This window comes from Aeromonas sp. QDB63 (assembly GCF_027707425.1).
Lineage (GTDB): Bacteria > Pseudomonadota > Gammaproteobacteria > Enterobacterales > Aeromonadaceae > Aeromonas > Aeromonas caviae.
Genome location: NZ_JAPCIS010000004.1, coordinates 21,734 through 44,610 on the forward strand (window position 1 = coordinate 21,734; position 22,877 = coordinate 44,610).

At 55.4% G+C, this 22,877-nt stretch carries 21 protein-coding genes, 1 tRNA gene and 2 pseudogenes; 17 read left to right on the forward strand and 7 right to left on the reverse strand.

The genetic code is table 11. The features are described 5' to 3' along the window. Positions 1-106 precede the first annotated feature (106 nt). Positions 107-1,103, forward strand: a pseudogene (locus tag PG879_RS04065) (IS481 family transposase). Positions 1,104-1,243: 140 nt separating this feature from the next. Here PG879_RS04065 and PG879_RS04070 read toward each other — a convergent pair. After that, positions 1,244-2,470, reverse strand: a complete 1,227-nt coding sequence (locus PG879_RS04070) for a hypothetical protein (RefSeq protein ID WP_127904524.1) — start codon at positions 2,468-2,470, stop codon at positions 1,244-1,246. Positions 2,471-3,192: 722 nt separating this feature from the next. Here PG879_RS04070 and PG879_RS04075 point away from each other — a divergent pair. After that, entirely contained in the window at positions 3,193-4,170 is a 978-nt protein-coding gene (locus PG879_RS04075) for a YagK/YfjJ domain-containing protein (protein ID WP_236758717.1), read from the forward strand. Positions 4,171-4,296: 126 nt separating this feature from the next. Here PG879_RS04075 and PG879_RS04080 read toward each other — a convergent pair whose 3' ends face one another. Next, positions 4,297-4,641: a helix-turn-helix domain-containing protein gene (locus PG879_RS04080; RefSeq protein WP_010673715.1), complete on the reverse strand. Its 345-nt coding sequence runs from the start codon at positions 4,639-4,641 to the stop codon at positions 4,297-4,299. Positions 4,642-4,912: 271 nt separating this feature from the next. On the opposite strand from PG879_RS04080, the gene PG879_RS04085 reads away from it, so the two are divergent. The 8 genes from PG879_RS04085 (at position 4,913) to PG879_RS04120 (ending at position 9,140) form a co-directional block, all read left to right on the forward strand. Beyond that, complete coding sequence (locus PG879_RS04085; RefSeq protein ID WP_010673716.1) at positions 4,913-5,068, forward strand: hypothetical protein; 156 nt, start codon at positions 4,913-4,915, stop codon at positions 5,066-5,068. A gap of 59 nt (positions 5,069-5,127) precedes the next feature. Next, positions 5,128-5,319 carry a hypothetical protein gene (locus tag PG879_RS04090; RefSeq protein ID WP_010673717.1) on the forward strand — a complete coding sequence of 64 codons (192 nt, stop codon included), beginning with the start codon at positions 5,128-5,130 and terminating at the stop codon, positions 5,317-5,319. A gap of 130 nt (positions 5,320-5,449) precedes the next feature. Then, a complete protein-coding gene (locus tag PG879_RS04095; RefSeq protein ID WP_216987186.1) occupies positions 5,450-6,013 on the forward strand; it encodes a lecithin retinol acyltransferase family protein in 564 nt (187 codons plus the stop codon). Positions 6,014-6,049: 36 nt separating this feature from the next. Then, positions 6,050-6,475: a DUF2787 family protein gene (locus tag PG879_RS04100; RefSeq protein ID WP_010673719.1), complete on the forward strand. Its 426-nt coding sequence runs from the start codon at positions 6,050-6,052 to the stop codon at positions 6,473-6,475. Between the two features lie 10 nt (positions 6,476-6,485). Further along, on the forward strand, positions 6,486-6,896 hold the full coding sequence (locus PG879_RS04105) for a hypothetical protein (protein WP_236758718.1): 411 nt from the start codon (positions 6,486-6,488) through the stop codon (positions 6,894-6,896). 315 nt (positions 6,897-7,211) lie between these two features. Next, positions 7,212-7,709: a RadC family protein gene (gene radC, locus PG879_RS04110; protein WP_010673722.1), complete on the forward strand. Its 498-nt coding sequence runs from the start codon at positions 7,212-7,214 to the stop codon at positions 7,707-7,709. A 58-nt stretch (positions 7,710-7,767) separates the two neighbouring features. Beyond that, positions 7,768-8,130 carry a hypothetical protein gene (locus PG879_RS04115; protein WP_053288301.1) on the forward strand — a complete coding sequence of 121 codons (363 nt, stop codon included), beginning with the start codon at positions 7,768-7,770 and terminating at the stop codon, positions 8,128-8,130. 467 nt (positions 8,131-8,597) lie between these two features. Further along, a complete protein-coding gene (locus PG879_RS04120; protein ID WP_053288302.1) occupies positions 8,598-9,140 on the forward strand; it encodes a hypothetical protein in 543 nt (180 codons plus the stop codon). A gap of 215 nt (positions 9,141-9,355) precedes the next feature. On the opposite strand, the gene PG879_RS04125 is transcribed toward PG879_RS04120, so the two are convergent. The 3 genes from PG879_RS04125 to PG879_RS04135 form a co-directional block, all read right to left on the reverse strand. Next, a complete protein-coding gene (locus PG879_RS04125) occupies positions 9,356-10,381 on the reverse strand; it encodes a methionine synthase (RefSeq protein WP_182975915.1) in 1,026 nt (341 codons plus the stop codon). A gap of 32 nt (positions 10,382-10,413) precedes the next feature. Further along, complete coding sequence (locus PG879_RS04130; RefSeq protein ID WP_270829802.1) at positions 10,414-11,013, reverse strand: putative oxygenase MesX; 600 nt, start codon at positions 11,011-11,013, stop codon at positions 10,414-10,416. Between the two features lie 17 nt (positions 11,014-11,030). Next, positions 11,031-12,199 (reverse strand): IS3-like element ISAeme20 family transposase gene (locus PG879_RS04135; RefSeq protein ID WP_085943968.1). Its coding sequence is split into 2 segments (ribosomal slippage): positions 11,031-11,944 and positions 11,944-12,199, totalling 1,170 coding nucleotides; the frame shifts between segments, so codons are not numbered across the junction. A gap of 82 nt (positions 12,200-12,281) precedes the next feature. On the opposite strand from PG879_RS04135, the gene PG879_RS04140 reads away from it, so the two are divergent. The 3 genes and pseudogenes from PG879_RS04140 (at position 12,282) to PG879_RS04150 (ending at position 14,160) form a co-directional block, all read left to right on the forward strand. Further along, the gene (locus tag PG879_RS04140; RefSeq protein WP_270829804.1) at positions 12,282-12,629 is read left to right on the forward strand and encodes a LysR substrate-binding domain-containing protein; all 348 of its coding nucleotides are present in this window, start codon (positions 12,282-12,284) and stop codon (positions 12,627-12,629) included. Between the two features lie 976 nt (positions 12,630-13,605). Next, a pseudogene (locus tag PG879_RS04145) lies at positions 13,606-13,839 on the forward strand (DinB/UmuC family translesion DNA polymerase); the annotation flags it as partial. Positions 13,840-13,854: 15 nt separating this feature from the next. Beyond that, a complete protein-coding gene (locus PG879_RS04150; protein ID WP_227656713.1) occupies positions 13,855-14,160 on the forward strand; it encodes a DUF4113 domain-containing protein in 306 nt (101 codons plus the stop codon). A 23-nt stretch (positions 14,161-14,183) separates the two neighbouring features. Here the strand turns inward: PG879_RS04150 and PG879_RS04155 are convergent. Beyond that, a tRNA-Thr gene (locus PG879_RS04155) sits at positions 14,184-14,259 on the reverse strand. A gap of 87 nt (positions 14,260-14,346) precedes the next feature. After that, the gene (locus tag PG879_RS04160; protein ID WP_005324180.1) at positions 14,347-15,087 is read right to left on the reverse strand and encodes a phosphatase; all 741 of its coding nucleotides are present in this window, start codon (positions 15,085-15,087) and stop codon (positions 14,347-14,349) included. A gap of 469 nt (positions 15,088-15,556) precedes the next feature. Here PG879_RS04160 and PG879_RS04165 point away from each other — a divergent pair, with 469 nt between their 5' ends. The 4 genes from PG879_RS04165 to PG879_RS04180 all read left to right on the forward strand — a co-directional run bounded on the left by PG879_RS04165 (position 15,557) and on the right by PG879_RS04180 (position 22,865). Beyond that, entirely contained in the window at positions 15,557-16,210 is a 654-nt protein-coding gene (locus PG879_RS04165; RefSeq protein WP_005324182.1) for a TetR/AcrR family transcriptional regulator, read from the forward strand. Between the two features lie 47 nt (positions 16,211-16,257). Then, entirely contained in the window at positions 16,258-18,582 is a 2,325-nt protein-coding gene (locus PG879_RS04170) for an acyl-CoA dehydrogenase (RefSeq protein ID WP_041213197.1), read from the forward strand. A gap of 161 nt (positions 18,583-18,743) precedes the next feature. Beyond that, positions 18,744-21,806 (forward strand): efflux RND transporter permease subunit, encoded by a 3,063-nt coding sequence (locus PG879_RS04175; RefSeq protein WP_109422032.1) that lies wholly within the window; start codon positions 18,744-18,746, stop codon positions 21,804-21,806. 15 nt (positions 21,807-21,821) lie between these two features. Beyond that, positions 21,822-22,865, forward strand: a complete 1,044-nt coding sequence (locus PG879_RS04180) for an efflux RND transporter periplasmic adaptor subunit (protein ID WP_264818358.1) — start codon at positions 21,822-21,824, stop codon at positions 22,863-22,865. Positions 22,866-22,877 lie beyond the last annotated feature (12 nt).

The following is a 22,877-nucleotide window of genomic DNA, read 5'->3' on the forward strand; positions in this document are numbered from 1 at the left end:
AGGTATGAAAGTGCTATTCACCTGACTGTTGTCCACAAGGGAGTGGTCATATGGCTTCAAACCGGATAACAAAACGGTATCCCTACCGTGTTATCTGGAGTCACCGTTGACCTGCAACGAGAAAATAGTACGCTGTAAACTCCGCTTGTTAAAGCTCGCCAAAGATCTCAATAACGTAAGCAAAGCCTGCAAGCTGATCGGCCGAGGGCTTGCTCGACAAACTGCCCGGCTGTAAAGGGCACATCCCAACCGGGTCGCTCCCGAGATTGAACAGGCCATCCTCGATAACTCTCTCACCAATCCAACCCAGTACCCGCTGTGGTCTGCACAAAGACGTGTCTGCAAAGCATCAACGTCAGTGCGGGCGATCTGAGTGGCGTATGACAACGTCACGACCTGCTTTCCAAGCTCGGCCGCTTGTTGTGCCTCGAGAAAACCCATCGGGAGTAGACGATGGAGCTCAATGATGAATAAGTTCGCCTGCTCTAGCGCTTCAGTCCTGAGTTTCGCGAACGCCAGATCGAAGTTAACTACATTGGGGAACTGGTGGCGTGCGATACCTTCATCGTCGGTGTACTCAAGGGGGACAAGGTGTATCTGGGAATCGTGCTGGACGGCTAAAACCGTCATGCCTGGGGACGGCACTATACCGGCAAGTTGCCGGTGACTTCGGTTCATGTGCTCAATGAAACGGTCCTGCCGTTCTTTGAAGCACATGAACCGTGTGTCTATCCCATCTCCTGTCAGATAACTGGCGCGCGTTCTGCGGACGCCCTGACCATCATCCCAACGAGCTGTTCTTGCAACTGGGGGATTGAACTCTGGGCTAACACGGTACGCAGGCCACAGAGCAATGACTTTATCGAACGACTGCATCGTACCATGCTGGATGAACACTTCCTTATCAAGAGGCGGACGACCAAGCCGTAAGGTCCCGGAATGAGTCAGTGGGGCAGATTCAGACAGACTTACATCGCTATCTGGAGCGCTGCAACACCCAGCTGTCACATCTGGGTAGGATGTTGGAGGTACATACCTCCTATCGTATGTTCAAGAAGGGGCAAAAGTTGACACCGAAGGAACTGCGCTCTAAATCAGCGTAACCAAAACACCGGTTTGAGGCCGGTGTCAGGTGATAACCATATCGGTACAGTTATTATAATCAACAACACTGCATTAAATAATCACAAATTGATTTTTGAGATATTTTCAATAGTAGTGATTTTACAAAAACAAGTGTTAGCTAAACCTGTGAGAAAAACTCCACTAGAGACTTAATAGATACATTGTCATCTTTTGCTTTTCTAAATATATCACGTAAAATATCCCTTTTTTCACTACTTAATAGTATTCTGTTTTCAATGGTGTCGCGGATTATGCCTCGTTCTAAAGTACGCCTCTTAGGAATATCGATCTTGATTAATTTGTCTCGCAGCAGCATTTGCCTAATAAATAATTTTAAATCAAGCTTATCCTTGGAATCATCAATGCTAAGAGTGTACTCATCACCATATGCATTTCTTGAGGCAGGGGACTCAAAACGATAACCCCATGTGTACCCAGTTTTCTCGGTTATCCTATTGTTCCAGAATTCATATATTAATAGTGGTAAATCACTTTCAATGTCAGAGGTAAATATAGAGATGAAGTGGATATGGAACCCTATATATGGTGAGTGATCCACTTTCATTATATAACCAACCATGTTTTTTAATGTTGCGTCTCTAACTAAGTTCCTTAATAGACGGTCTTTCAGATGCAGCATGCTGATTAAATCACTCTCGCAATCTAAAAAGGATGTTGCACGTTTAAAAGGGTCATCAAATATGTCTTTATTTGGTATTATCCCAAGTCGCATCGTAACTACACGTAACCCACCATGAATCTTAACTAGATCATCAATGTAATTTATACAAGAAGCAATATTTTTCTCTGCAGAAAAATAGAACTCTTTAATCTGTTTCTTGTTAATAACTTTTGTTTTGCGAGTTTCATTGTCATTAACGCTCTCTTTACTCATGTCCTTTATAGGGTTAGCTACACTTGTGTAATATGGTTTATGATAAATAAACGTCATGAAGTTTTTACGTATATCAAGTGGATGCATATCATAAATATTGATGCGATGGCACTTACAGAATTCTATAAAAAAGTATAGCAATGGATTTATTTTATGAGTTTTTAATTTTTCAATTTCATCTCGTAGCTCATAGGCAACATCCAAAACGTTAACGCTTTTAGCTTCAGGTCTTATTATTTCTTTTGTTTTCTTTGGGGGAGGGAGCGATTCTTTAACTGAGTTTAATTTAATAATGCATGAAGTAAAACTAGTGAGTGCGCTATAAAATGAACCTAAAAAAATCACAGAAGGTTGTTTTGATGATGCATTAATCAAAATTGAGCCACTCTTATCTATGCGATAGTAAATAGAGTGGCTACACTCATTAAAATTTAAGAAAGCAAGCCTCATCTCTTCATTTATAGCCGAAAGGTAGGAATATTTACACCTAATTGATTCCACGATCCCCCCCCCATTAAAGTTAATATTCTTTTTTAGTGCATAAAAAACAATGGCTTACGATTATGTGTTCTGGCTATCCTATACCATCTATCCGCGATCGTGAAGGCGACAGGTAGACCGATAAACTGTTTATCTAAGATATCCATCTGTATTCTATACATATTTTCTTAATGTTTTTTTTACTGACACACCCTTCTGATGACAAAAATCACGACATAACCATGATCAGCCAAGACAAAAATCTGCTCATCAACCACCTTATCAATCAGTTCGGTATGGAAATGTTAGCTTGCTATGACTACTTATACCCCAAACCATCCGAGACAATTCAGTACTCAATTGGTTGTCGTGAGTACATTGTCTATAGCTATAGCGTCGAAGTCAGTCTGGAGTGCACTTATCACACTTAGTGAGCTCCATAACTTACAGCCTCAACTCGCATGTGTTGAATAGTTGTCAATTAAATAAAATGGGGTTTCCCTCTTATGTTTTCGTTCGGATATTTAGATGGGAAAATGAATGTATCGAACATTAGGTTTATTTATTATTTAGTTCAACACTAGTTATCTATACAGCCTCTCATATATAACCAATACCACTCCACTAATCGCCCTATGTACGCGTGTGTTTATCACACAGTGTAGGGTTACTCCTGCCTAAACGAGGTTATCATGTTTAACCCAGTCAGACTTTTAGATATCCTATCCATACCAGACCTGCTCCAAAATATAACGCTTCCTATTGTCAGAGCCGTTTATTCAGCACCAGATAAGTCACGCATCACTTGCATAGGTCGTAGGCTATCAACCAAACTCTTTAATGCGTTGGATACCGTGTGTGATTATTTTTATTGTCATGAGGAAATATCGTCATCACATCCAACGATAGAGCTATTCCTAACGCATATGCGAGAGGTCTATGGATTGCACCTCATCCATGAGAAAGATCTCGATAGTGATGTCGGTGACGAATTGGCCAGGGATATCAATAACGCGCTGTATGCTTTTCTAAGAGAGTTCAAGAGTAAGGTCCACCGTAAGCGCCTAAAGAACCTCAAACGCGTTGAATACCGCAATCAGCTCAGTATAGAGACGTATGTTACTAGCCTATTCGACCAGCATGCCAAGCTATTAGTCATCCGATTGGATATCGGCTATCAAGAATACTACTACGATCAGTTAACGTTAGACCTCGTGACGGATGACCTGCGTTGTTACCTTCGTCGAGTACAGAACAAATATCCTGCATTGGTCGGCTATATATGGAAACTAGAGTTTGGTGTTGATAGACATTTTCATACCCACATTACGTTCATTTTTAATGGGGCTGTTCACCAACGAGATATCTCGCTGAGTAGAACACTGGGGGAGCTGTGGGAGGATATAACCGACAATAACGGGAGCTATTTCAATTGTCAGATCAGGCGGGGGGAATATCAGGAATGGGGTACTGATGGGATTGGGATGGTCCACTACAGCGATACAGCCAAGCGTATAAACCTGATTAATGCACTGAGTTATCTGACCAAGCTGGATACGCAAATACTGGCGGTATTGCCAGCTGGTCGCCGGACCTTCGGGCGTATGGAGACACCATCGCGCCAACCTCGCCTTGGCAGACCTCGGTTAGTACTTTGTCGGTTCGATTGAAAAGAAACTCAGATAGATATCATCAGGGGACACCAAGCACAGATTGCTGTAAATCCGCATGGAAGGGCCATTGTATCCTCCTGAGTTTATCAGCATCCGTCAGTCATCTATGCGAACAGCAAGCCATTAACGTGCCAGTCTTGCCGCCAGCTTACCAACCACCTCCAGGACAAGCTCCCTGTCTGTTGTGTCGAGTTTGGCTAACTGTTGGCTAATCACCATGCCTTGTTCGGTGGGACGATTGCTGGTCTCACACAGGAAGTCTGCGAGATCACAGCCAAACAGCTGAGCCAGCTCAGCGAGCCGCACGACTGTCGGCACCACGAGACCTCTCTCCATTCGGGAGACGGCTTCCATACCTATTTTTAGGTGCTCAGCCACTTGATCTTGAGTCAGCCCTGCCTGGTGGCGTTGGCGTCCAATCGCTTTACCAACGCTCTTGGCAAGCTCTTCAAAGTTGATGTCAGTCATAAGTCCTCCAGTCAACCCTTATGGTTGACCATGGACCCATTGACATTAAGGACTCAAAAGGTTGAATATCAACTAATTAGATCTATTTTTGAAATTTCTAGACCTAAAATGAATGGAGCTCACATCACAATCTAATACCTAATCTTCCACGGTGGCCTTTGTCATCTACCAGTGCATCCACTGGCAGCATGCTAGCCACACTCTACCAACCGACTTGGGATCTCGTCGGATGGCCCCCTATTGCCAACATCCTGTAACAGGAGAAATAAACATGATCATTCCACTGCTATGGTTCGGACTTGCCTTGCTGCTAGGCATTGTTGCCTCGAGCAACGGTCGCTCATTTTGGGGGTGGTTCATTCTCGGGCTGATCATCGACCCGATTTTGGCGGGATTACTCTACTGGTTGGTCTGTAGAGATCGCTGACAGCGCTCCATTGAGGTGCACTCATAGGTGGTCAAATTTACATCATAAAGGTTTGCGATATGGGAATTTGGAAAACACTAACAACGATTAATGGCAGCAGCCTAGGAGGCCTTATCATCAAGCTCATTTATAACGTGCCGCATATGAGCGACAAGATGATTGCTGATGTGGTGACAGGCAAAAAGTGGGCCCCTGAATTCATTAAACAGTTAGCAACCAAAGAGGGGATGAAGCGCTCGCTCAAACTGTAACATCTCTGGTTTTCACCGATGGATTAGTAAGAGTCCCTCTTTCCTGATCAACAGAACATCTCCCCTAAAGGACACCATGATGGTGTCCTTTTTGTTTATGCCGCTTTTCTTACAAAGACAAGGATTAACCATGCCATTACCACAACCGGGGGACCACCTCGTTTCACCCCGTGCCGGTTACCAGCACCATGGCCTCTACCTGGGGGATTATCAGGTCATCCACTACCAGGGGGTAAGTGCCGGAATACATTCCGGTCAGATAGCCATCACCACGCTTGCCGAGTTTGGCCAGGGGCGGGGTTACCGTATCCAGCACCATCGTTCGCGTGTTTTCAATCGGGAAGAGAGCATCGACCGTGCTTACTCCCGCCTTGGAGAGGCCCACTACAGCACGCTCCTTAACAACTGCGAACACTTCGTGCTTTGGTGCATCGAGGGCTTTCACTACAGCAAGCAGATTAACCAGCTCATTTCCACGGGGTGTATCGCACATCAGGCACTTCGCACAGTGACCCAGAAGCGCCCTCAGGTCGCCCTGTCTGGCATGGCCAGCAGCACGGTACCGACCCTGTCAGCGACTACCGCTGTGACCGCTGCAGTCGGTGCGTTACTGGGTACAACGGCTTCTTCGCTGGCGGGCCCCCTTGCAGCCACCTATGGCCTCTACCGCGCCTGGCGTTGGTTCAGGGATTAACGCTTCTCACATTCGATACAAGAAGGACACATCATTATGATTATGCCATTTCACTTGGCAGGAATGTCTCTGCCGATTTCTCCTAAGCTACCTGGTTTACTGCGCAGCGTTGTGCGAGAGCAACGGCTCGACCTCAACAACCTCTCGACCCTAACCTTCAACTTTCGCAGTCCCGATTACAGTGCCGAAACCGGTGGTGTCCACCCTGTCGAGCTACGGCTTATTCGGGGATTGCACGGCTGGGTCTTCGATTACATCACCGACTTTAGCTATCAGGGGCTCGGCCAGGATGCGGAGCTCTGCAAGGAGCTTGACTTCAACTTCTCCTGTAACGAGCACTATCTGCGGGGCTGGGGACCACTGGACGGCGTGGAAGCACGCGAACTGTTCGCTCTGTGGCAGAGCAATTTCATTGGCTACGGCCAGTTGGGGTATTTCACCGTCATCGTGAGTGGGGATTAGGAGGTGTGTGATGACTAACGAACTGCCGCTGACCCACTACTCGCGCCAGTGGTTGGGACTGGTCGCAGCAAAAGCCAAACTGCAGCCGACTCGCCGATGCGAGCGCTGGTTGCTGCATCTGACTCCTGGTAGCCCGAACGCCCGCACCGTCACCCTGCATCTACGTTGGTCTGGCATGCAGTGGCAACTTCTCTCCCTCACCAATGCTGAGGACTGGCGCACCATGAGCCAGCCGATAGATGAAATATGTGTGGATCCCACGCGCCGCTGTTTCTGGCGTAGCCAGGCAGGGCCCGTCCCGTTCTCTGATCAGCCCCGTGTACTGGGAGACTTTCTGAGCAACCTGCAGCGCACCTGTATCCATCACGGCTATTGCGTGGAGAGTGACCCCTTACCTCAAGTGGAGGTCGATGATGCCTAAAAAACCGATAGCCATTGATCCTGAGGTCATCAATCGGGAGGGAGAGACGCAGGTTGTACGTGATAGTGGCACTAACCATTCAGTGCTACAGCGTTTATCTGTGGGTCGTGGAAGCCTGCTGCCTTGCTCTGGCTACTACCCTGCTGAACGTGTTGGCCCCAGAGTCGCTGATGCCGGCGAAGAGTACGCCAGCGTCGAGAGCCGGAGCTATTCCCAAAGCCACCTGATCTCCCCTAGGTGTGCCCCAATTACCTCTCTTTAACCCCGACATGCTATCTGCGTGTCGGGGTTTTTGTTTATTTGGAGAAACCCATAATGCGTTACCACAAACTCAAGGCTGGGGAATTCCCTGGCACCTATGTCGTCACCGAACCGGTGACCGAGCAAGACCTGCTGCATATGGCCAACCAGGTTGCCCGCAAGCGACTTGCCAAAGGTTCTGCAATCACCTCTCACCAGATGGCAGCTCAACGATTGCAAACCCTGCTTCAAGGACGAGAGCGGGAGACCTTTGCCGTGCTGTTTCTTGATAATCAACATCGCGTTATCGCCCTGGAGGAGTTGTTTCACGGGACCTTGACTGCTGCCAGTGTGCATCCAAGAGAAGTGGTCAAGAGAGCCTTGGCGCTTAACAGTGCAGCTATCCTCTGCTCCCACAATCATCCCTCTGGTTACCCGGAGCCCAGCCTTTCGGATAAGCAAATCACGGACGTCCTGCGCAATGCCCTTGCGCTAGTGGATGTCCGCCTACTTGACCACCTGGTGATTGGCGCCGAAGGGGTCGTCTCCATGGCTGAGCGTGGAATGCTGTAATCCATGTTCCCCCGATTCATCCCTTCTGGGTTTACATCAAACATAAAAGGAGCTCAGTATGATTGAGTTCATCGACAGCTTTAGTCAGGCCGCCGTGGCGGAAGCTATGTGTGTACATCCTGGGCTGGCAAAGCTCATCGCCCAGCAGTTGATGCTGCCAGGTTTCGCCTATGCCCACGATATCGAAGGGCGGCGTATCGGTAATCTGTTGGTCGCGCCCAACCCGGTGCTGTACAAGACCATGCTCTTTGTCAGTCCACGTGACATGCGTGAGCACCTGCCACGAGAGATTAGCTTTGCCCGCTTTCGTTGCCCCTGTAATGCAGCGGGCCAACCGGTCGGCGAGTGGCAACGGGTGATTGTCGGGGCCTACGTCAACCATGGCAGCAATGATGCGCCAGATTGGAGTAGTCACACATGAGCATGACAACGTCCACAGCACCACTAATGGCGCCAGAGCTCACTATTACCATGCTCTGAGCCCATATCGATGAGCGCATCGCGCTGGAGCTGACCCAAAAGATCGACACGTAGTTGGCAGGACAGGTGCGTTCCGGCGTGCTGGCCCTGGATAACTGGGATGGAACAAATCTGGTTCTTCCCCGCATCGTGACCACTGCGCTACAGGAAGCTGCCGCCGAGCGGGTGATTTGGCACAGCCACCAACGCTGCTATCAGTGAGACGTCAACCGCCTCAAGCAATGGTTGTAGGCCGTCAGTCCACATTCGACTGGTCTTGAGAGGATGACAAGAGTCTTCCCTCGATAATTGATGTCACCCCCCAAGAGCCCTTGTGTTCACTTCTGTCACCGCCCCTAATACAACCAACCACAACCCCATTCAGCCCCTCACATCGAGGGGCTGTTTGCATTTGAAGGAAGCCCAACCATGCATGACATGAGTGATTACCACACCCTGTCCGCCCGACAGATCACCACTGCCATCGGCCAGCTCAACCACAACACCGCGCCGAAGATAATGAGCCACCTGGCATTACGGGCTAAGCAGCCACTCCCGCTTGGTAATGGCCGCAGCCGAGCCAAGGCCCTCACACTCTTGCGCCGGGTCAAGAAGGCTCTGAAGGTAGGGCGTATCTCGCTTGAGCTCACCGGAACGGGTTGCCACATCGACCGGGGGAGCCATCAGGCTGACCGTTACTACTACGACCGGACGCTGTTGGCCCAGGGCTGGCAGCAATACGACACCGATGAAGACGCTTGGTACTTCGGTATCTGGATTCACACGGAAAAGCTGGAGACGTTTACCTACGCGGAGGGGGATACCAGTCATGTGATTGCACCGAACGTCGAGGCGTTTAGCGCTGAATTGGCGCGGCTCTACCTGTACCACCCTCAGGCACCGGCGTTTATCAGCATCGACCCGCAAGCGGGCGTTGTAACCCGCCACTTTGAACGCAAGCCGGAGGTGTGAAATGAATCGCCCTGGCTTCTTTAGACACCTTGTGTTTCTAATCGCCAGACAGTTTCCTTGCGAATTGGCAATTACATCCTCCAGCCCAAACTGTAATCCCATAGGACTCGTCCCTCTCGAACTCACCACGTAATGTCATCAATAGTATAAAGGTCGCGCCTGCAGTGCAGGCGCGACCTTTCACATCCACGGGCCCTATTGGACAGAACCGGTGCTTACTTGGCGGCCAAGCGCTCCTTGGCCAACTTCGTGCCCTCAGCCAAGGCCTGTAGCTTGCGCTGAGCCACGTCACGCGGCATGGGCGCCATGCCGCAGTTCGTGCAGGGGAATAACCGCTCCTTTGGCACGAATTGCAGGGCTTGGCCGATAGCATCAGCCACTTCTTCGGGCGTTTCGACTACGTCTGTGGCCACATCGATCACGCCAACCAGCACATCCTTGCCCTCCAGTAATTTCAGCAGTTCGAGGGGCACGTGCGAGTGCATGCATTCCAAACTCACCTGGTCGATGCTGCTTTTGGCCAGCGCAGGAAACACCGTCTCGTACTGGCGCCATTCATCGCCCAGGGTATTCTTCCAGTCAGTATTGGCCTGGATACCGTAGCCATAGCAGATGTGTACCACTGTCTTACAGTGCAGACCCTGCGCCGCACGCTCGAGCGCCCGAACGCCCCAATCGGCTACGTCCTTCATGTAGACATTGAAGGCTGGCTCGTCGAACTGGATAATGTCCACACCGTCGGCCTGCAGTGCCAGGGCCTCCTGGTTAAGTAATTCGGCGAAGGCAAAGGCCATCTTGGCCTTGTCTCCGTAGAAGCGGTCTGCCACCGTGTCGACGATGGTCATCGGGCCAGGCAGGGTAAACTTCAGCTTCTTCTTGGTGTGCGCTCGAGCCAGTTGGGCCTCGAAGGCATGTACGCGGCCCTTCAGGCGCAAGTCGGAAACCACCTGCGGCACCATTGCATCGTAACGGTTGTCACGGATGCCCATCTTCACTTTGTGCTCGAAGTCGATGCCCTCGACCTGTTCCAGAAAGCCATGCACGAAGTGCTGACGCGATTGCTCTCCATCGCACACGATATCCAGCCCAGCGTCTTCCTGGGCCTTGATCCATAGCAGAGTTGCGTCGGCTTTGGCCTGCAGGAGTGCATCACCCTTAGCCGCCCATTGGGGCCAGAGCTTGTTGGTTTCAGCTAGCCAGGCCGGTTTGGGCAGGCTACCAGTGATGGAAGTTTCAAACATAATGTGTTCCTTCAAGGCAAATGCCGGTCAGATCAGTACGTGGATTCGGCGACCCATTGTTCAAGGACGTCTTGGTACGGTTTGATGAAGTACTCTTCAGTGAACTTGCCCTGTTTGACAGCCAACTGGCTTCGTTCCTCTCGGTCATAGACGATTTGCGTCAGCGAGTAGTCCTCGGACTTCAGACTTGGTTGATAGAGCTGTCCTGCCACCGAGTTGGCGTTATAGATCTCGGGGCGGTAGATCCTCTGGAACGTTTCCATCGTGCTGATGGTACCGATCAGTTCGAGATCGGTGTAGTCGCTCAGCAGGTCGCCAAAGAAGTAGAAAGCCAATGGAGCCACGCTCTTGGGCGGCATGAAAAAGCGAACCTGCATCCCCATTTTTGCAAAGTACAGGTCGGTCGATGACAGCTCGTTTTGCTGGTACTCAACGCCGAGGATTGGGTGATGATTGGTCGTGCGCTGGTAAGTTTTGCTGGTCGCTGCACTCAGGCAAATGACTGGAAGCTTGCTAAATCGTTCTTGATAGGTGCCGGAGTTGACGAAAAGCTTGAACAGCTTGCCATGCAGCACGCCGAAATCGTCGGGGATGCTGAACTCCGCCCGTGCAGCATTGAGGTGTCCTGACAAGATCGGACAGTCCCGGATCAAGCAGCCTGAGCAGTTCTCCAATACCTCTTGTTAAACTCCGCCGGGCTGACATTGCCAAGTCGTGAATGCCGACGCTGGCGGTTGTAAAAAATCTCTATGTATTCCTGAATCGCTGCCTTGGCCTCCGCTCTCGTCTCGAATCTATGGTGGTGAACCAGTTCATTTTTAAGAGACCCCCAGAAGCTTTCTATCGGGGCATTGTCGAAGCAGTTCCCCTTGCGTGACATGGAGGTCTGCATGCCAAATTGTACCTGGAGAGCCCGGTAAGCCTTGGCACAGTACTGACTGCCCCGGTCTGTGTGATGAATAAGCCCAACGGGTGGCCTCTTCTGCTGCACAGCCCGAAACAGCGCCTGACTGACCAACCCGGTGGTCATTCGCTCTCCCATCGCATAACCCACTATCTCACAGGTAAACACATCCTTGAGACCAGCCAGATAAAGCCAGCCTTCGTCGGTGGCAATATAGGTGATATCACCGGTCCAGACTTCGTTGGGCTTCGTCGGCGCAAAGACCTGACCAAGGAGATTCTCCGCCACGGGCAGGGAATGAGCAGAATGGGTTGTCGCCTTGAATTTGCGCTTTTGTTTGCAAGACAACCCCATTTCACGGCGCAATCGCCCAATCCGGTCCCGCCCAGCGTAAAATCCTTCGGCGGCCAACTCAGCTTGTAAACGCGATGCGCCATAGGTCTGGCGCGTCTTGCTGTGAGCAGCCCGAATGGCGACCTTGAGTCGTTCATCTTCTTGTTGGCGCTGTGACGGTGGACGCTGGCGCCAGTGGTAGAAGCCCGCACGAGAGACCTCCAGCACACGACAGATAACGGAAATGGGATAGATGTCCTGTTGGTTGGCTATCCACGCGTACTTGGCAGTGACTCCTGAGCAAAGTACGCGGCGGCCTTTTTTATGATGTCGCGCTCCATGTTGGCTTGTGCGAGAGCTTTGCGTAGCCGGGCCACTTCAGCCTCCAGCTCGGCGACAGAACGCGCTCCGGGAATGGCCGATGTATCCTTTCCTCCTTTGGCTGCGACCACCCAGTTGCTCAGTGTGCCTTTGGCAATACCCAACCTTCTGGCGGCTTCAGCTTGGCCAAGGCCTTGCTCCAACACCAGTCGAACCGCCTCTGCCCGAAACTCTGGTGAATAGTGTTCTCTCGATTTCATTCAATACCCCCGATTGTCTCATCGTAACAATCGGGACTGTCTGTGAAAATCAGGATACCTCAAAGTACTGATCAGCTACCCTGTGGACATCGAGCGCCTAGATATCTACAACCAGTTCCTGCTACCGGCGGGTGTTACGCCCAAGCGCCACAAAACCATAGAAACCACCGACATCATGGTGCAGATGGTGGCCAGCGGCCGTGGCGTGGCAGCCTTGCCACGCTGGTTGGTCGACGAGTACGCCGTTAGGATGGGGGTGGTGCCCCTACGGCTGGGGCCGCACGGCATAGCCAAACAGATCTTCTTAGGCACTCGCGAGGCTGATACCAATATCGACTATGTGCGCGCCTTCATCGAACTGGCACACCAGCCAGCCCGGGCCATGGCCGACGCCACTTTCATTGCTCATCCTCAAAAAGATCAAGAATGACCCCTCCTAATCGAACGCAAGCCGCTTCCCCTACTAGGCGGTTTGAATCAATAGACACACTCAGGCATAACGGGCTCTGCTCGCTGCTAAGGCACAGGCTGGGCAATACCTGCGATGCCGCAGATCTGGCGCAAGATATTTACCTTCAGCTCATCAGGAAAGCGCATATTCCGTCGGCGGAGGAGTGTCGTCGCCACCTGATGCAGTTGCCAAAGGCAAGCTGATCGACCTTTATCGCCGGTGCACGCTGGAGGCACACTACTTCGAGCCTGCAAACCCACGAACCCAACCCGCAGGCCCCGGCGTTTATCAGCATCAACCCGGAGGCGGGCGCTGTGACCCACCATTTTGAAAGTAAATCGGTGGTGTGAAATGGCCATCACTGGGCAAAGCGTGCCTTTCCTCATTCACGGTAGGGATATAGGGACGTCGCTCACGCACATCCCAAGTTGCTACCGGATAGCACTGCTCGGCGGCCGGCTCACCGCTCGTTATGCAATACCTGAAAATAAGCCCAGCAGAACAGCCTGCGCCCAGATGGCCATAGACCGACTGGTGGCCCAATACGGCTCGCTGCACCAGTTGGACCGTCTCAATTGCAAGCCGGTTATCAATGAGACAGCTGACTGCGCTCGTTGACGCCCCACCGTCTCGCTCATCCACAAACAGCATAAAGGGCCAACCCTTCCAGGCTAGCCAACTATGCAGCCAAGAAGTCGCCTGCAACTGGCGGCGTCGTTGACTTGTGTGACGCGCTGCGCTTGGGGGCCAAGTGGTGGCACAAGACATTAACAACGTGGCTGACTTTGTGGCTAACGATGCCAAGGGGTTACGCGCCCAATACTGCGTGATGATCGAGCAGATCGTACAGGAGCTGCGTGGTTTGCCTTGCGCAGAGCTGACCGTTGAACCGGTGGCGAAGCAGTAGATCCTCTCGATCCGTTCCTTTGGGAAACGCGTGACTGACCGCAGGGAAATGGTTCAAGCGTTGTCAGAATTTATGGCTCGCGCAGCCGATAAGCTGCGTGCCGAGGGGATGTGTTGCCAGCGGGTGCACCTGTTAGTGCGAACCAGCCCGTTTGACGAACGAGCGCCTTACTACAGTGAGCAGGCCGGCGTTCGGCTAGTCAGCCCTAGCGATGACACCCCGTTGTTGCTGCAACAAGTGGGCGTGTTGCTACCGCAGATTTGGCGCGACGGTTACCGTTATCAGAAAGGAGGGGTCATGCTGAGTGAGTTCACTCCCAAGGGGCAGCAACAGGCCGATCTGTTTGCTCCGTCCTCCGCTCAATCTGATGCGCTGATGGCTGTGATGGACCAGATCAAAGCCAAGGGATTGGGACGCGTAGGCTTGGCCAGTCAAGGCACGGGGTCCGCCGATTGGATGATGCGCCAAGAGCACCTGAGCCCCTGTTACAACTCCCGCTGGGAGGACCTCTGCCAGTGGCTAGGTAAGTGGATACAGTTATGTTCCTGCTGTTTGCTAGATGTGGTACCCCAAGCCCAAAAGCACAAAGGGGTAGCCTCGTAATGAAGCTAACTTTTTGTTTTATTTGGTGCCGGTAATAGGAGTCGAACCTACGACCTTCGCATTACGAATGCGCTGCTCTACCAACTGAGCTATACCGGCGGCTTGATGTTCAGAGTCGTGAAAAAAGCCGGACAAGTCAATTGAGCCAACTCGATTTTATGAGTTGGCTCATGATGTTAAGGCATATCAGAGGTCAACGAACTCCGGGATGTGGGCACGGCCGCGGCTCTCGAGAAAATCGAGCAGTGCGCGGGGGGAGCGGGCCAGGATCCGCTCATGTGGGAAGTTGGCTTCGGTGACCAGCCGATGGCAGTGATCAAAGTCGCCGAGGCTGAATGCCACGTGGGAGTCGGAGCCGAAAGTGAGGTAGGCACCCAGATCGCGCGCTGCCTCGACGATGGCGCGGCAGTTGCTTTCACTGCCTGCACGGGAGTGACTGAACGAGGAGTTGTTGACCTCCAGCGCCACTCGATACTCTGCCGCTGCCTTGACCACCGCCTGGATATCGATGGGGAAGGCGGGGTTGCCGGGGTGGCTTATCATGTCGACCCGACCACTTCGAATGGCGTTGATCATGGCCTGGGTGTGGGTCGCCTGATCGCAGGGGGGAAACACCGGTTCGTGAAAGCCCGCCATGATCATGTCGAGCCGGGACTCGTAGCGCTCGGGGAAGTCTATTTCACCATCGATGTTCTTGATGTTGGCTTCTATGCCGCGCAGGATGCCGACCCCGTCCACGACCCTGGGCAACACGTGCAGATTGACGAAATGCCAGTAATGCGGGGCATCTGCCATGTCCGGGCCATGGTCCGTGGTGGCGAACAGCTTGATCCCCTTGGCTTTGGCGATGGGCAGGTAATCGTGAATGGTGCTGTAGGCGTGGGTGCTAGCGACGGTGTGCGTGTGGGTATCGACCGTATACTTCATCTTCTCTCCCCTCTGGCATGAGGCGACAGCATAGCAAGATTGGCGAAGCCGGGCCATGTGGCTGGTTGCCATACTTTGTCACAATTTGGGTCTGTGCTGACAAAGTCTGATGACGTTTCACTGCGAGGATGGCGACATCGATGCAAGCCTGAACACCCATCGATGGGTCGACACTGGATAGTCAGACCCGTTTTCCCCGCCGTCGCACCTGCGACGGTTTTTTTTTGGTTCTCTTTCAGCGCATCGGGTGACGGCAGGGCAAAAAAATGCCCAACTAGCATGGCGCAGGTTGGGCGAGACTTAATGTTTAATTGCAGTGGCATAGATATAGAGTGCCGTCTCGCCGCGAAGTTCCCGCCATCTTCCATCTTTTTTGATTAAAAACATTTAGCCAACACTTGTTCACATTCTCTTGACATGGGTGGGCGTGAAACGTACTTTTTAAACATTCGTTTAAGTGAGGTGTCCAGTGAGTAAAATCGATACCAAGAACCGTATTCTCGACGCCGCCGAGGTGCTGTTTGCCGAGCGGGGGTTCGCCGATACCTCGTTGCGTCTGATCACCAGCGAGGCCGATGTGAACCTGGCTTCGGTCAATTATCACTTCGGCTCCAAGAAGGAGCTTATCCAGGCGGTGCTCGACCGTTATCTGAGCCTCTTCATGCCGGCACTGGACGGGCGGTTGCAGACGTTGATGGCGCAGGATCAGCTGACCCTGTTGCAGGTGTTCGAGAGCTTTGTCGAACCTCTGATGAAACTGTCGGCCGTCAGGGCGAATGGTCCGGCGCTCTTCATGCAGTTGCTGGGGCGCGGCTATATCGACAGTCAGGGCCACCTGCGCCGCTTTATTACCACCCATTATGGGGCGACCCTGCACGGGATCACCCAGGCCATCTCCAAGGCCAATCCGGATTTGTCGCCAGCGGATCTCTTCTGGCGCCTGCACTTCACCCTGGGCACCGTCGTCTTCACCATGGCCTCTGCGGATGCCCTGCGTGACATCGCCCAGGCCGATTTTGGCCAGCAGCTCGATGTGGAAGGGCTGGTGCGCAACGTCATTCCTTATCTGGCGTCCGGTGTCGGGGCGCCCGTGGAGTCGACCAGGCTCTCCCTGGCCGTGTAACACCTAACAATAATCAACGGAAACAGTGAAATAGAAGGAACTTCGGTATGATCACATTGCTTGTCCTGCTGGTGCTGGCGATAGCCGTGGTGCTCGGTGTCCCCGCCATCCGTAAAAAGGTGGTGACCCGCCCCGTGTTCGGCATCTTCAAGAAGATACTGCCGCCCCTGTCGGCCACCGAGCGGGAGGCCATGGAGGCCGGCTCCGTCTGGTGGGACGGGGAGCTGTTTCGCGGCAACCCGGACTGGAAGAAACTGCACGGCTACGGCAAGGCCGAGCTGAGCGCAGAAGAGCAGGCTTTTATCGACAACCAGGTCGAAACCCTGCTCGCCATGGTGGACGACTTCAAGATCGTCAACGAGACCAAGGACCTGCCGGAGCCGGTGTGGGACTATCTGAAGAAAGAAGGCTTCTTCTCCCTGATCATCCCGAAATCCTACGGCGGCCGCGAGTTCTCGGCGATTGCCAACTCCACCATCGTCACCCGTATCGCCACCAAGAGCCTGAGCGTCGCGGTCACCGTCATGGTGCCCAACTCCCTCGGCCCGGGCGAGTTGCTGATGCATTACGGCACCCAGGCCCAGAAAGATTTCTGGCTGCCGGGGCTGGCCAACGGCAAGGAGGTACCCTGCTTCGCCCTGACCGGGCCGGAAGCGGGCTCCGATGCGGGCGCCATCCCGGACAAGGGGATCGTCTGCAAGGGGATGCACAAGGGTGAAGAGGTGCTGGGCATTCGCCTCAACTGGAACAAGCGCTACATCACCCTGGCGCCGCGTGCCACCGTGCTGGGGCTGGCGTTCAAGCTCTATGACCCGGAAAAACTGCTGGGTGACAAGGAAGAGATCGGCATCACCTGTGCGCTGATCCCGACCAGTCACCCAGGCGTGCGCGTCGGCGATCGCCACTACCCCATGGGGTTGGCGTTCCTGAACGGCCCGACCTTCGGCAAGGATGTGTTCATTCCGCTCGACTGGATCATCGGTGGCCCAGATTACGCCGGCCGTGGCTGGCGCATGCTGGTGGAGTGCCTCTCCGCCGGTCGCGGCATCTCGCTTCCTGCTCTGGGTACCGCCTGTGGTCACATGGCGAGCCGCACCGTGGGCGCCTACTCCTACGTGCGCAAACAGTTCGGCATGTCCATCGGCAAGTTTGAAGGGGTGCAGGAAGCGCTGGCCCGCATTGGCGGCCTCACCTATCAGCTCGAAGGCGCTCGTCGCATGACCGCAGGTTCCCTGGATTTGGGTCAGGCACCGGCCATCGTCACCGCGATTTCCAAGTACCACATGACCGAGATGGCCCGCCAGGTGATGGATGACTCCATGGACATCCACGCCGGTCGCGCCATCCAGCTGGGCCCGAAAAACTACACCGGCTACGCCTACATGGGCATTCCGGTGGCCATCACGGTGGAAGGGGCCAACATCCTGACCCGCAACCTGATGATCTTCGGGCAAGGGGCCACCCGCTGCCATCCGTATGTGTTTGCCGAGCTGGAAGCGGCGGCCGACACCGATGTGGAGCGCGGTCTCGAGAAGTTTGACGCCCTGTTGATGAAACACATCGCCTTCGGTACCGGCAACTTCTTCGGTGCCCTGTTCCAGGGGCTGACCCTGGGCCAGTTCAACAGCGCCCCGGTGGCTGGCGAAACCGCCCGCTACTACAAGCAACTCTCCCGCATGAGTAAAGGGCTGGCCCTGTGCGCCGACGTCTCCATGCTGATGCTGGGCGGGGATCTCAAGCGCAAGGAGATGATCTCCGCCCGTCTGGGTGACGTGCTGAGTCACCTCTACCTGGCCTCCGCCACCCTCAAGCATTACGAGGATCAGGGCCGCATGGTCTCTGACCTGCCGTTCGTGCAGTACGCGGTGGAGCGCAACCTCTACCTGATTGGCAAGGCGTTCGAGGGCTTCTTCCAGAACTTCCCGAACAAGGTGGTGGGTGCCGTACTCAAGCGGGTGGTGTTCCCGTTCGGCGTCGGTTACAAGATGCCGGCGGACGATCGCTGCCATGCCATCTGTCTGGCCATGATGACGCCGGGCGAGTTCCGGGATCGTCTGACCGCGCTCTGTTATGTAGGCAAGGACGAGGCGGATCCGGTGGGGCTGATGGAGCGTGCCTTCCAGGCCATGGTCTCGGTGCAGCCCATCGAGAAGAAGCTGGTGCAGGCCCAGAAAGAGGGCAGACTGCCCCGCAAGCTGGCGCTGCCTGAGCTGGTGGCTGCGGCCCTGTCCCAGTCCATCCTCGGCAAGGAGGAGGCGGACAAGCTGCTGGCCGCCGATGCCTTGCGCTACGAGGCGATCCAGGTGGACAACTTCGCTCCTGGCGAGCTGGAAGGATTGTCTCAACCGAACCCGGTCGAGCATGCAGCCTGACCCCGAGCGTAAACCGACAACCGGCCCTAGTGGCCGGTTTTTTGTTGTTTAACCAGGCATTTACAAGGTCGATTAATTCCAGTTTAATGCAATGGCCCCCACCCTTGGGGCAGGAAGCAAGGCCATCGGAATGGCCGATAACAACAACTCAGGAAGAGTGAATGAACCTCGCCAAAACGGCGATCGAACGCCCCATCTGGGTGGCGGTCTCGGTCGTGCTGATTTTTTTGCTGGGCCTGCTCAGCATCCGGGGACTGCCCGTCCAGCTGTTTCCCGACATAGACCGTCCTCACCTCAACATCACGGTGGACTGGCGTTCGGCCTCGCCCCAGGAGATGGAGTCGGAGATAACCGATCCCATCGAGCAGGAGATGCAGGGGGTACAGGGGCTCAAGAGCCTCAGCAGCAACAGCTACCCCGGCTTCACCGAAATCGACATGGAGTTTGCCCTCGGCACTGACATGCAGCGGGCCCAGCTTGACGTCATCTCCCGCCTGAACCGGGTCTCGGGGCTGCCGGACAACATCGGCGGTCCTTACGTCAACAACTACAGCAGCAACGACACCCTGACCTTCTTCTTCATCCAGCAACTGCCCGGCGCCAAGGGGGAGATAGACGATCACCAGGCGCTGATCGAGGCGAGGGTCAAGCCCGAGCTGGAGCGGATCCCCGGGGTGTCCACGGTCGACATCGAGGGGATCAACGAGCGCCAGATCCAGATCCGTTTCGACCCTTACCGCGCTGCCGAGCTGGGGGTGGAGATCCCGGTGCTTGCCAGCCGGGCAACGACGGGCTGGGATGTGTCGGCCGGCACCCTCGACATCGGACGCTGGGAGTACAAGCTGCGCTTTGCCGGTCGCTATGACGTGGCGGCCCTGGGGGACAAGGTGGTGGACTGGCGTGACGGCCTGCCCATCTATCTGCGGGACGTTGCCGAGATCAGAGTGGCCCGGGAGGAGAACCCGGTGTTGCGCATCCAGAACGGCAACACCGCCATCGCGGCGCAGATCTTCAAGGAGAGCGGTGCCAATGCCCTGGCGGCGCTCGAGGGGATCAAGGCCAAGGTCGGGGAGCTCAACCGGGAGGTGCTGGAGCCGGTTGGCCTGCACATGGAGCAGTCGTTTGACGCTTCTCTCTACATCAACCGGGCGGTGAGTATGGTGACCGCCAACCTGGGGCTCGGGGTGCTGCTCTCTTGCGCCATCCTCTGGGTCTTTCTTCGCCAGCTCAAGGCGACCCTGATGATCGCGATCGCCATCCCTATCAGCATCATGCTCACCTTCTGCCTGCTCAAGGTGATGGGGCGGACCCTCAATATCATCTCTCTGGCGGGCATTGCGTTTGCGGTCGGCATGGTGCTCGACGCCGCCATCGTGGTGCTGGAGAGCATCTACCGGCGCCATGAGCGGGGTGACATCAGCAAGGGAGAGGCGGCGCTGGAGGGCACCCGCCGGGTGTGGACCGCTCTGGTGGCGTCCACCCTGACCACGGTCGCCATCTTCCTGCCGGTGCTCCTGCTCAACGATGTGGAAGGGCAGTTGTTTGCCGATCTTGCGCTCACCATCGCCTGCGCGGTGACCGTCTCCATGGTGGTGGCGGTCACGGTGTTGCCTGCGGTGGCGGCGCGCTGGATGGGGCACGAGCGGCTGATTGATCCCTTTGAGCGCCTGTGGTGCCGCGCCACTCGCCATGTGATCCGCTGGACTGCCACCGCCCCCAGGCGCTGGGCCATCATCGTCCTGATGATGACGGGGCCTGTGCTGGCGAGCTGGCTGCTGCTGCCCAAGATGAACTACCTGCCAGATGTGAAGCGGGACGCCATCGATGTCTGGATGAGTTTCACCCCGGGGGTCAATCTCAAGGCCCAGCGGGAAGAGGTGATCGATACCCTGATTGCTCGCCTCGACCCCTATATGAAAGGGGAGAAGGATCCTGTCCTCAAGAACTACTACATCCTGCGCTACCCGGGCGGTGCCCAGATCGGGGTGCGGCCAAAGGAGGAGAGCCAGATCAAGGTACTGGAGCAGCTCTTGATGAAGCAGTTGCTGGTGGGCATTCCCGACACCCGGGTGTTTGGCGGTCAGGGGTCCCTGTTTGGCGGTTTTGACAGTGAAAACAGCATCTCCCTGCTGATCCAGGGGGGTGGGCTGCCCGAACTCTATCAGGCGGCCCGGGAGAGCATGACCATAGTGCAGCGGGACTTGCCCGGCGCCCAGGTCAGGCCAGAACCCGGACTCGATTTCACCGCTCCCGAGCTTCGGCTGGTGCCCCAGGACAGGCGCCTGGCCGAGGTGGGCTGGGATCGCTCCCCCATGCCCGCCATCATCCAGACCTTTGGTGATGGCCTGCGGGTCGGCGAATATTTCGACGGGGATGAGCGGCTTGACATCCTGCTGATGGGGCAGGCCTCCGCCAACCCGGACGAGCTCAAGGCGGTGCCGCTTGCTACCCCGTCCGGGCGCATCGTTCCCCTTGGGGAACTGCTGCGGGTGGAGCCGCAACTCGGGCCTGAGAGCATCTTCCGATCCGATGGGCGGCGCAGCATCAGCCTGCAGATTTCGCCCCCTGCGGGGATGAGCATGGAGCAGGTGCTCGACACCCTGCAGCACAAGAGCTTTGCCGCCATCCGGCCGTTGCTGCCGGCCGGGGGGGAGCTGCGGGTCGCCGGCAATGCCGACAGCCTGCAGCAGGCGCTGGGCAACCTCGGCAGCATCTTCCTGTTCGCCGTGATGATACTGCTCATTCTGCTGTGGGGGGTCTTCGCCTCCCTCAAGGATGCCGTGCTGGTGCTGCTCACCTTGCCACTCGCCACCGTAGGCGGCGTGCTGGCGCTGCACCTGAGCGGTCTGGTGGCGCCGCTGCCGATGGACTTGCTCACCATCATCGGCTTCGTCATCCTGCTCGGGTTGGTGGTCAACAACGCCATTTTGCTGGTGCACCAGACCAGGATGGCCGAGCGGGAGGGGATGAGCCGACAGTCGGCAGTCACCGATGCCCTGCAAAGCCGGATGCGTCCCATCGCCATGACCAGCCTCACCAGCATCTTCGGCATGCTGCCCCTGATGCTGAGTCCGAGCGAGGGGAGCGAAATCTACCGGGGGCTGGCCACCGTCATCGTCGGCGGCATGAGTTGCAGCACCCTCTTCACCCTGATCCTGTTGCCCGCCTTCCTGCGGTTGGGGGAGCAGACCGACATACCGCACGCCCTTCGGCAGCGTGCCTGAGCAAGGAGCTCATCGATGACACAAGGTTTCACAAGGATGGTGGTGGGGGCCCTGCTGCTGGCTGGCGGGCTGCCTGCGCTTGCACAAAGCAAGATGGTGACGCTGGCGGAGGTGGCCCAGGGAGAGGGGGGGGCCAGCATCTGGGTCAGCGGCACGGTGGCGAGCCGCCAGCAGGCGGCGCTCAGCGCCGAAGTGAGCGGTCGGGTGGAGTGGATAGCCGAGTTTGGCAGCCGGGTGAAGGCGGGGGACGAGTTGCTGCGCCTGGACAGCGCGACTCTGCGCCTCTCGCTGGAGCAGGCGAGGGCGGAACAAGCCAGAGAGGGGAGCAACCTGCGTTACGCTCGCGCCGAGTTCCAGCGCCTGGATCGTTTGCACCAGCAAAAGAGTGCCTCCCAGAGCCAGTATGACAAGGCGCGCTATGACGTGGAGCAGGCTGAGCTGGCCGATCAGCTGGCGCGGGTGCAGGTGCGCCAGATTGAGGAGCAGCTGCGCAGAAGCCGCATCTTTGCCCCGTTTGACGGAGTGGTGAATGAACACTTCATCCAGCCGGGGGAGCATGTGGATGCGGGCGAACAGGCGCTTGAGCTGGTCAATCCGGACCAGCCGGATATCCGGTTGCGTGCACCTATTGCCTGGGCCCGGCAACTGGCCACCCAGACCCGGTTGCGGGTGGAAGGGGAGCAGCTCAGCAGCCACGCCATTTATTACCAGCGGGCGGCGAGCGCCGATCCCAAGTCCCGGCTCATCGAGCTGCGCCTCAAGCCGGAAGCGGGCACCTTCATCATTGGCTCGCCAGTGCGGGTGGCGCTGCCGATGGGAGAGCAGCACACCATGCTGCTGCCACGGGATGCCCTGGTGCTCGGCACCGAGGGAAGCGTGGTCTATCAGGTGGAGCAGCGCGGCGAGGCGCTCACGGTGAACCGGGTGCCGGTCACCGTGCTCTTTGGGGACAGCCGGGAAGTGGCGGTGAGCGGCGCTCTCAAGCAGGGAGACAAGGTGGTGGTGCGCGGCGCCGGCAGCCTGCAGGATGGAGACAAGGTGGAGCTGTTTCGCAGTTGAACCTGGGCAGAT

Coding starts and splice junctions, on each gene's coding strand:
- PG879_RS04070 (WP_127904524.1), bottom strand. CDS start 2,470: ATGAGGCTTGCTTTCTTAAATTTTAATGAGTGTAGCCACTCTATTTAC.
- PG879_RS04075 (WP_236758717.1), top strand. CDS start 3,193: ATGTTTAACCCAGTCAGACTTTTAGATATCCTATCCATACCAGACCTG.
- PG879_RS04080 (WP_010673715.1), bottom strand. CDS start 4,641: ATGACTGACATCAACTTTGAAGAGCTTGCCAAGAGCGTTGGTAAAGCG.
- PG879_RS04085 (WP_010673716.1), top strand. CDS start 4,913: ATGATCATTCCACTGCTATGGTTCGGACTTGCCTTGCTGCTAGGCATT.
- PG879_RS04090 (WP_010673717.1), top strand. CDS start 5,128: ATGGGAATTTGGAAAACACTAACAACGATTAATGGCAGCAGCCTAGGA.
- PG879_RS04095 (WP_216987186.1), top strand. CDS start 5,450: ATGCCATTACCACAACCGGGGGACCACCTCGTTTCACCCCGTGCCGGT.
- PG879_RS04100 (WP_010673719.1), top strand. CDS start 6,050: ATGATTATGCCATTTCACTTGGCAGGAATGTCTCTGCCGATTTCTCCT.
- PG879_RS04105 (WP_236758718.1), top strand. CDS start 6,486: ATGACTAACGAACTGCCGCTGACCCACTACTCGCGCCAGTGGTTGGGA.
- radC (WP_010673722.1), top strand. CDS start 7,212: ATGCGTTACCACAAACTCAAGGCTGGGGAATTCCCTGGCACCTATGTC.
- PG879_RS04115 (WP_053288301.1), top strand. CDS start 7,768: ATGATTGAGTTCATCGACAGCTTTAGTCAGGCCGCCGTGGCGGAAGCT.
- PG879_RS04120 (WP_053288302.1), top strand. CDS start 8,598: ATGCATGACATGAGTGATTACCACACCCTGTCCGCCCGACAGATCACC.
- PG879_RS04125 (WP_182975915.1), bottom strand. CDS start 10,381: ATGTTTGAAACTTCCATCACTGGTAGCCTGCCCAAACCGGCCTGGCTA.
- PG879_RS04150 (WP_227656713.1), top strand. CDS start 13,855: ATGCTGAGTGAGTTCACTCCCAAGGGGCAGCAACAGGCCGATCTGTTT.
- PG879_RS04160 (WP_005324180.1), bottom strand. CDS start 15,087: ATGAAGTATACGGTCGATACCCACACGCACACCGTCGCTAGCACCCAC.
- PG879_RS04170 (WP_041213197.1), top strand. CDS start 16,258: ATGATCACATTGCTTGTCCTGCTGGTGCTGGCGATAGCCGTGGTGCTC.
- PG879_RS04175 (WP_109422032.1), top strand. CDS start 18,744: ATGAACCTCGCCAAAACGGCGATCGAACGCCCCATCTGGGTGGCGGTC.
- PG879_RS04180 (WP_264818358.1), top strand. CDS start 21,822: ATGACACAAGGTTTCACAAGGATGGTGGTGGGGGCCCTGCTGCTGGCT.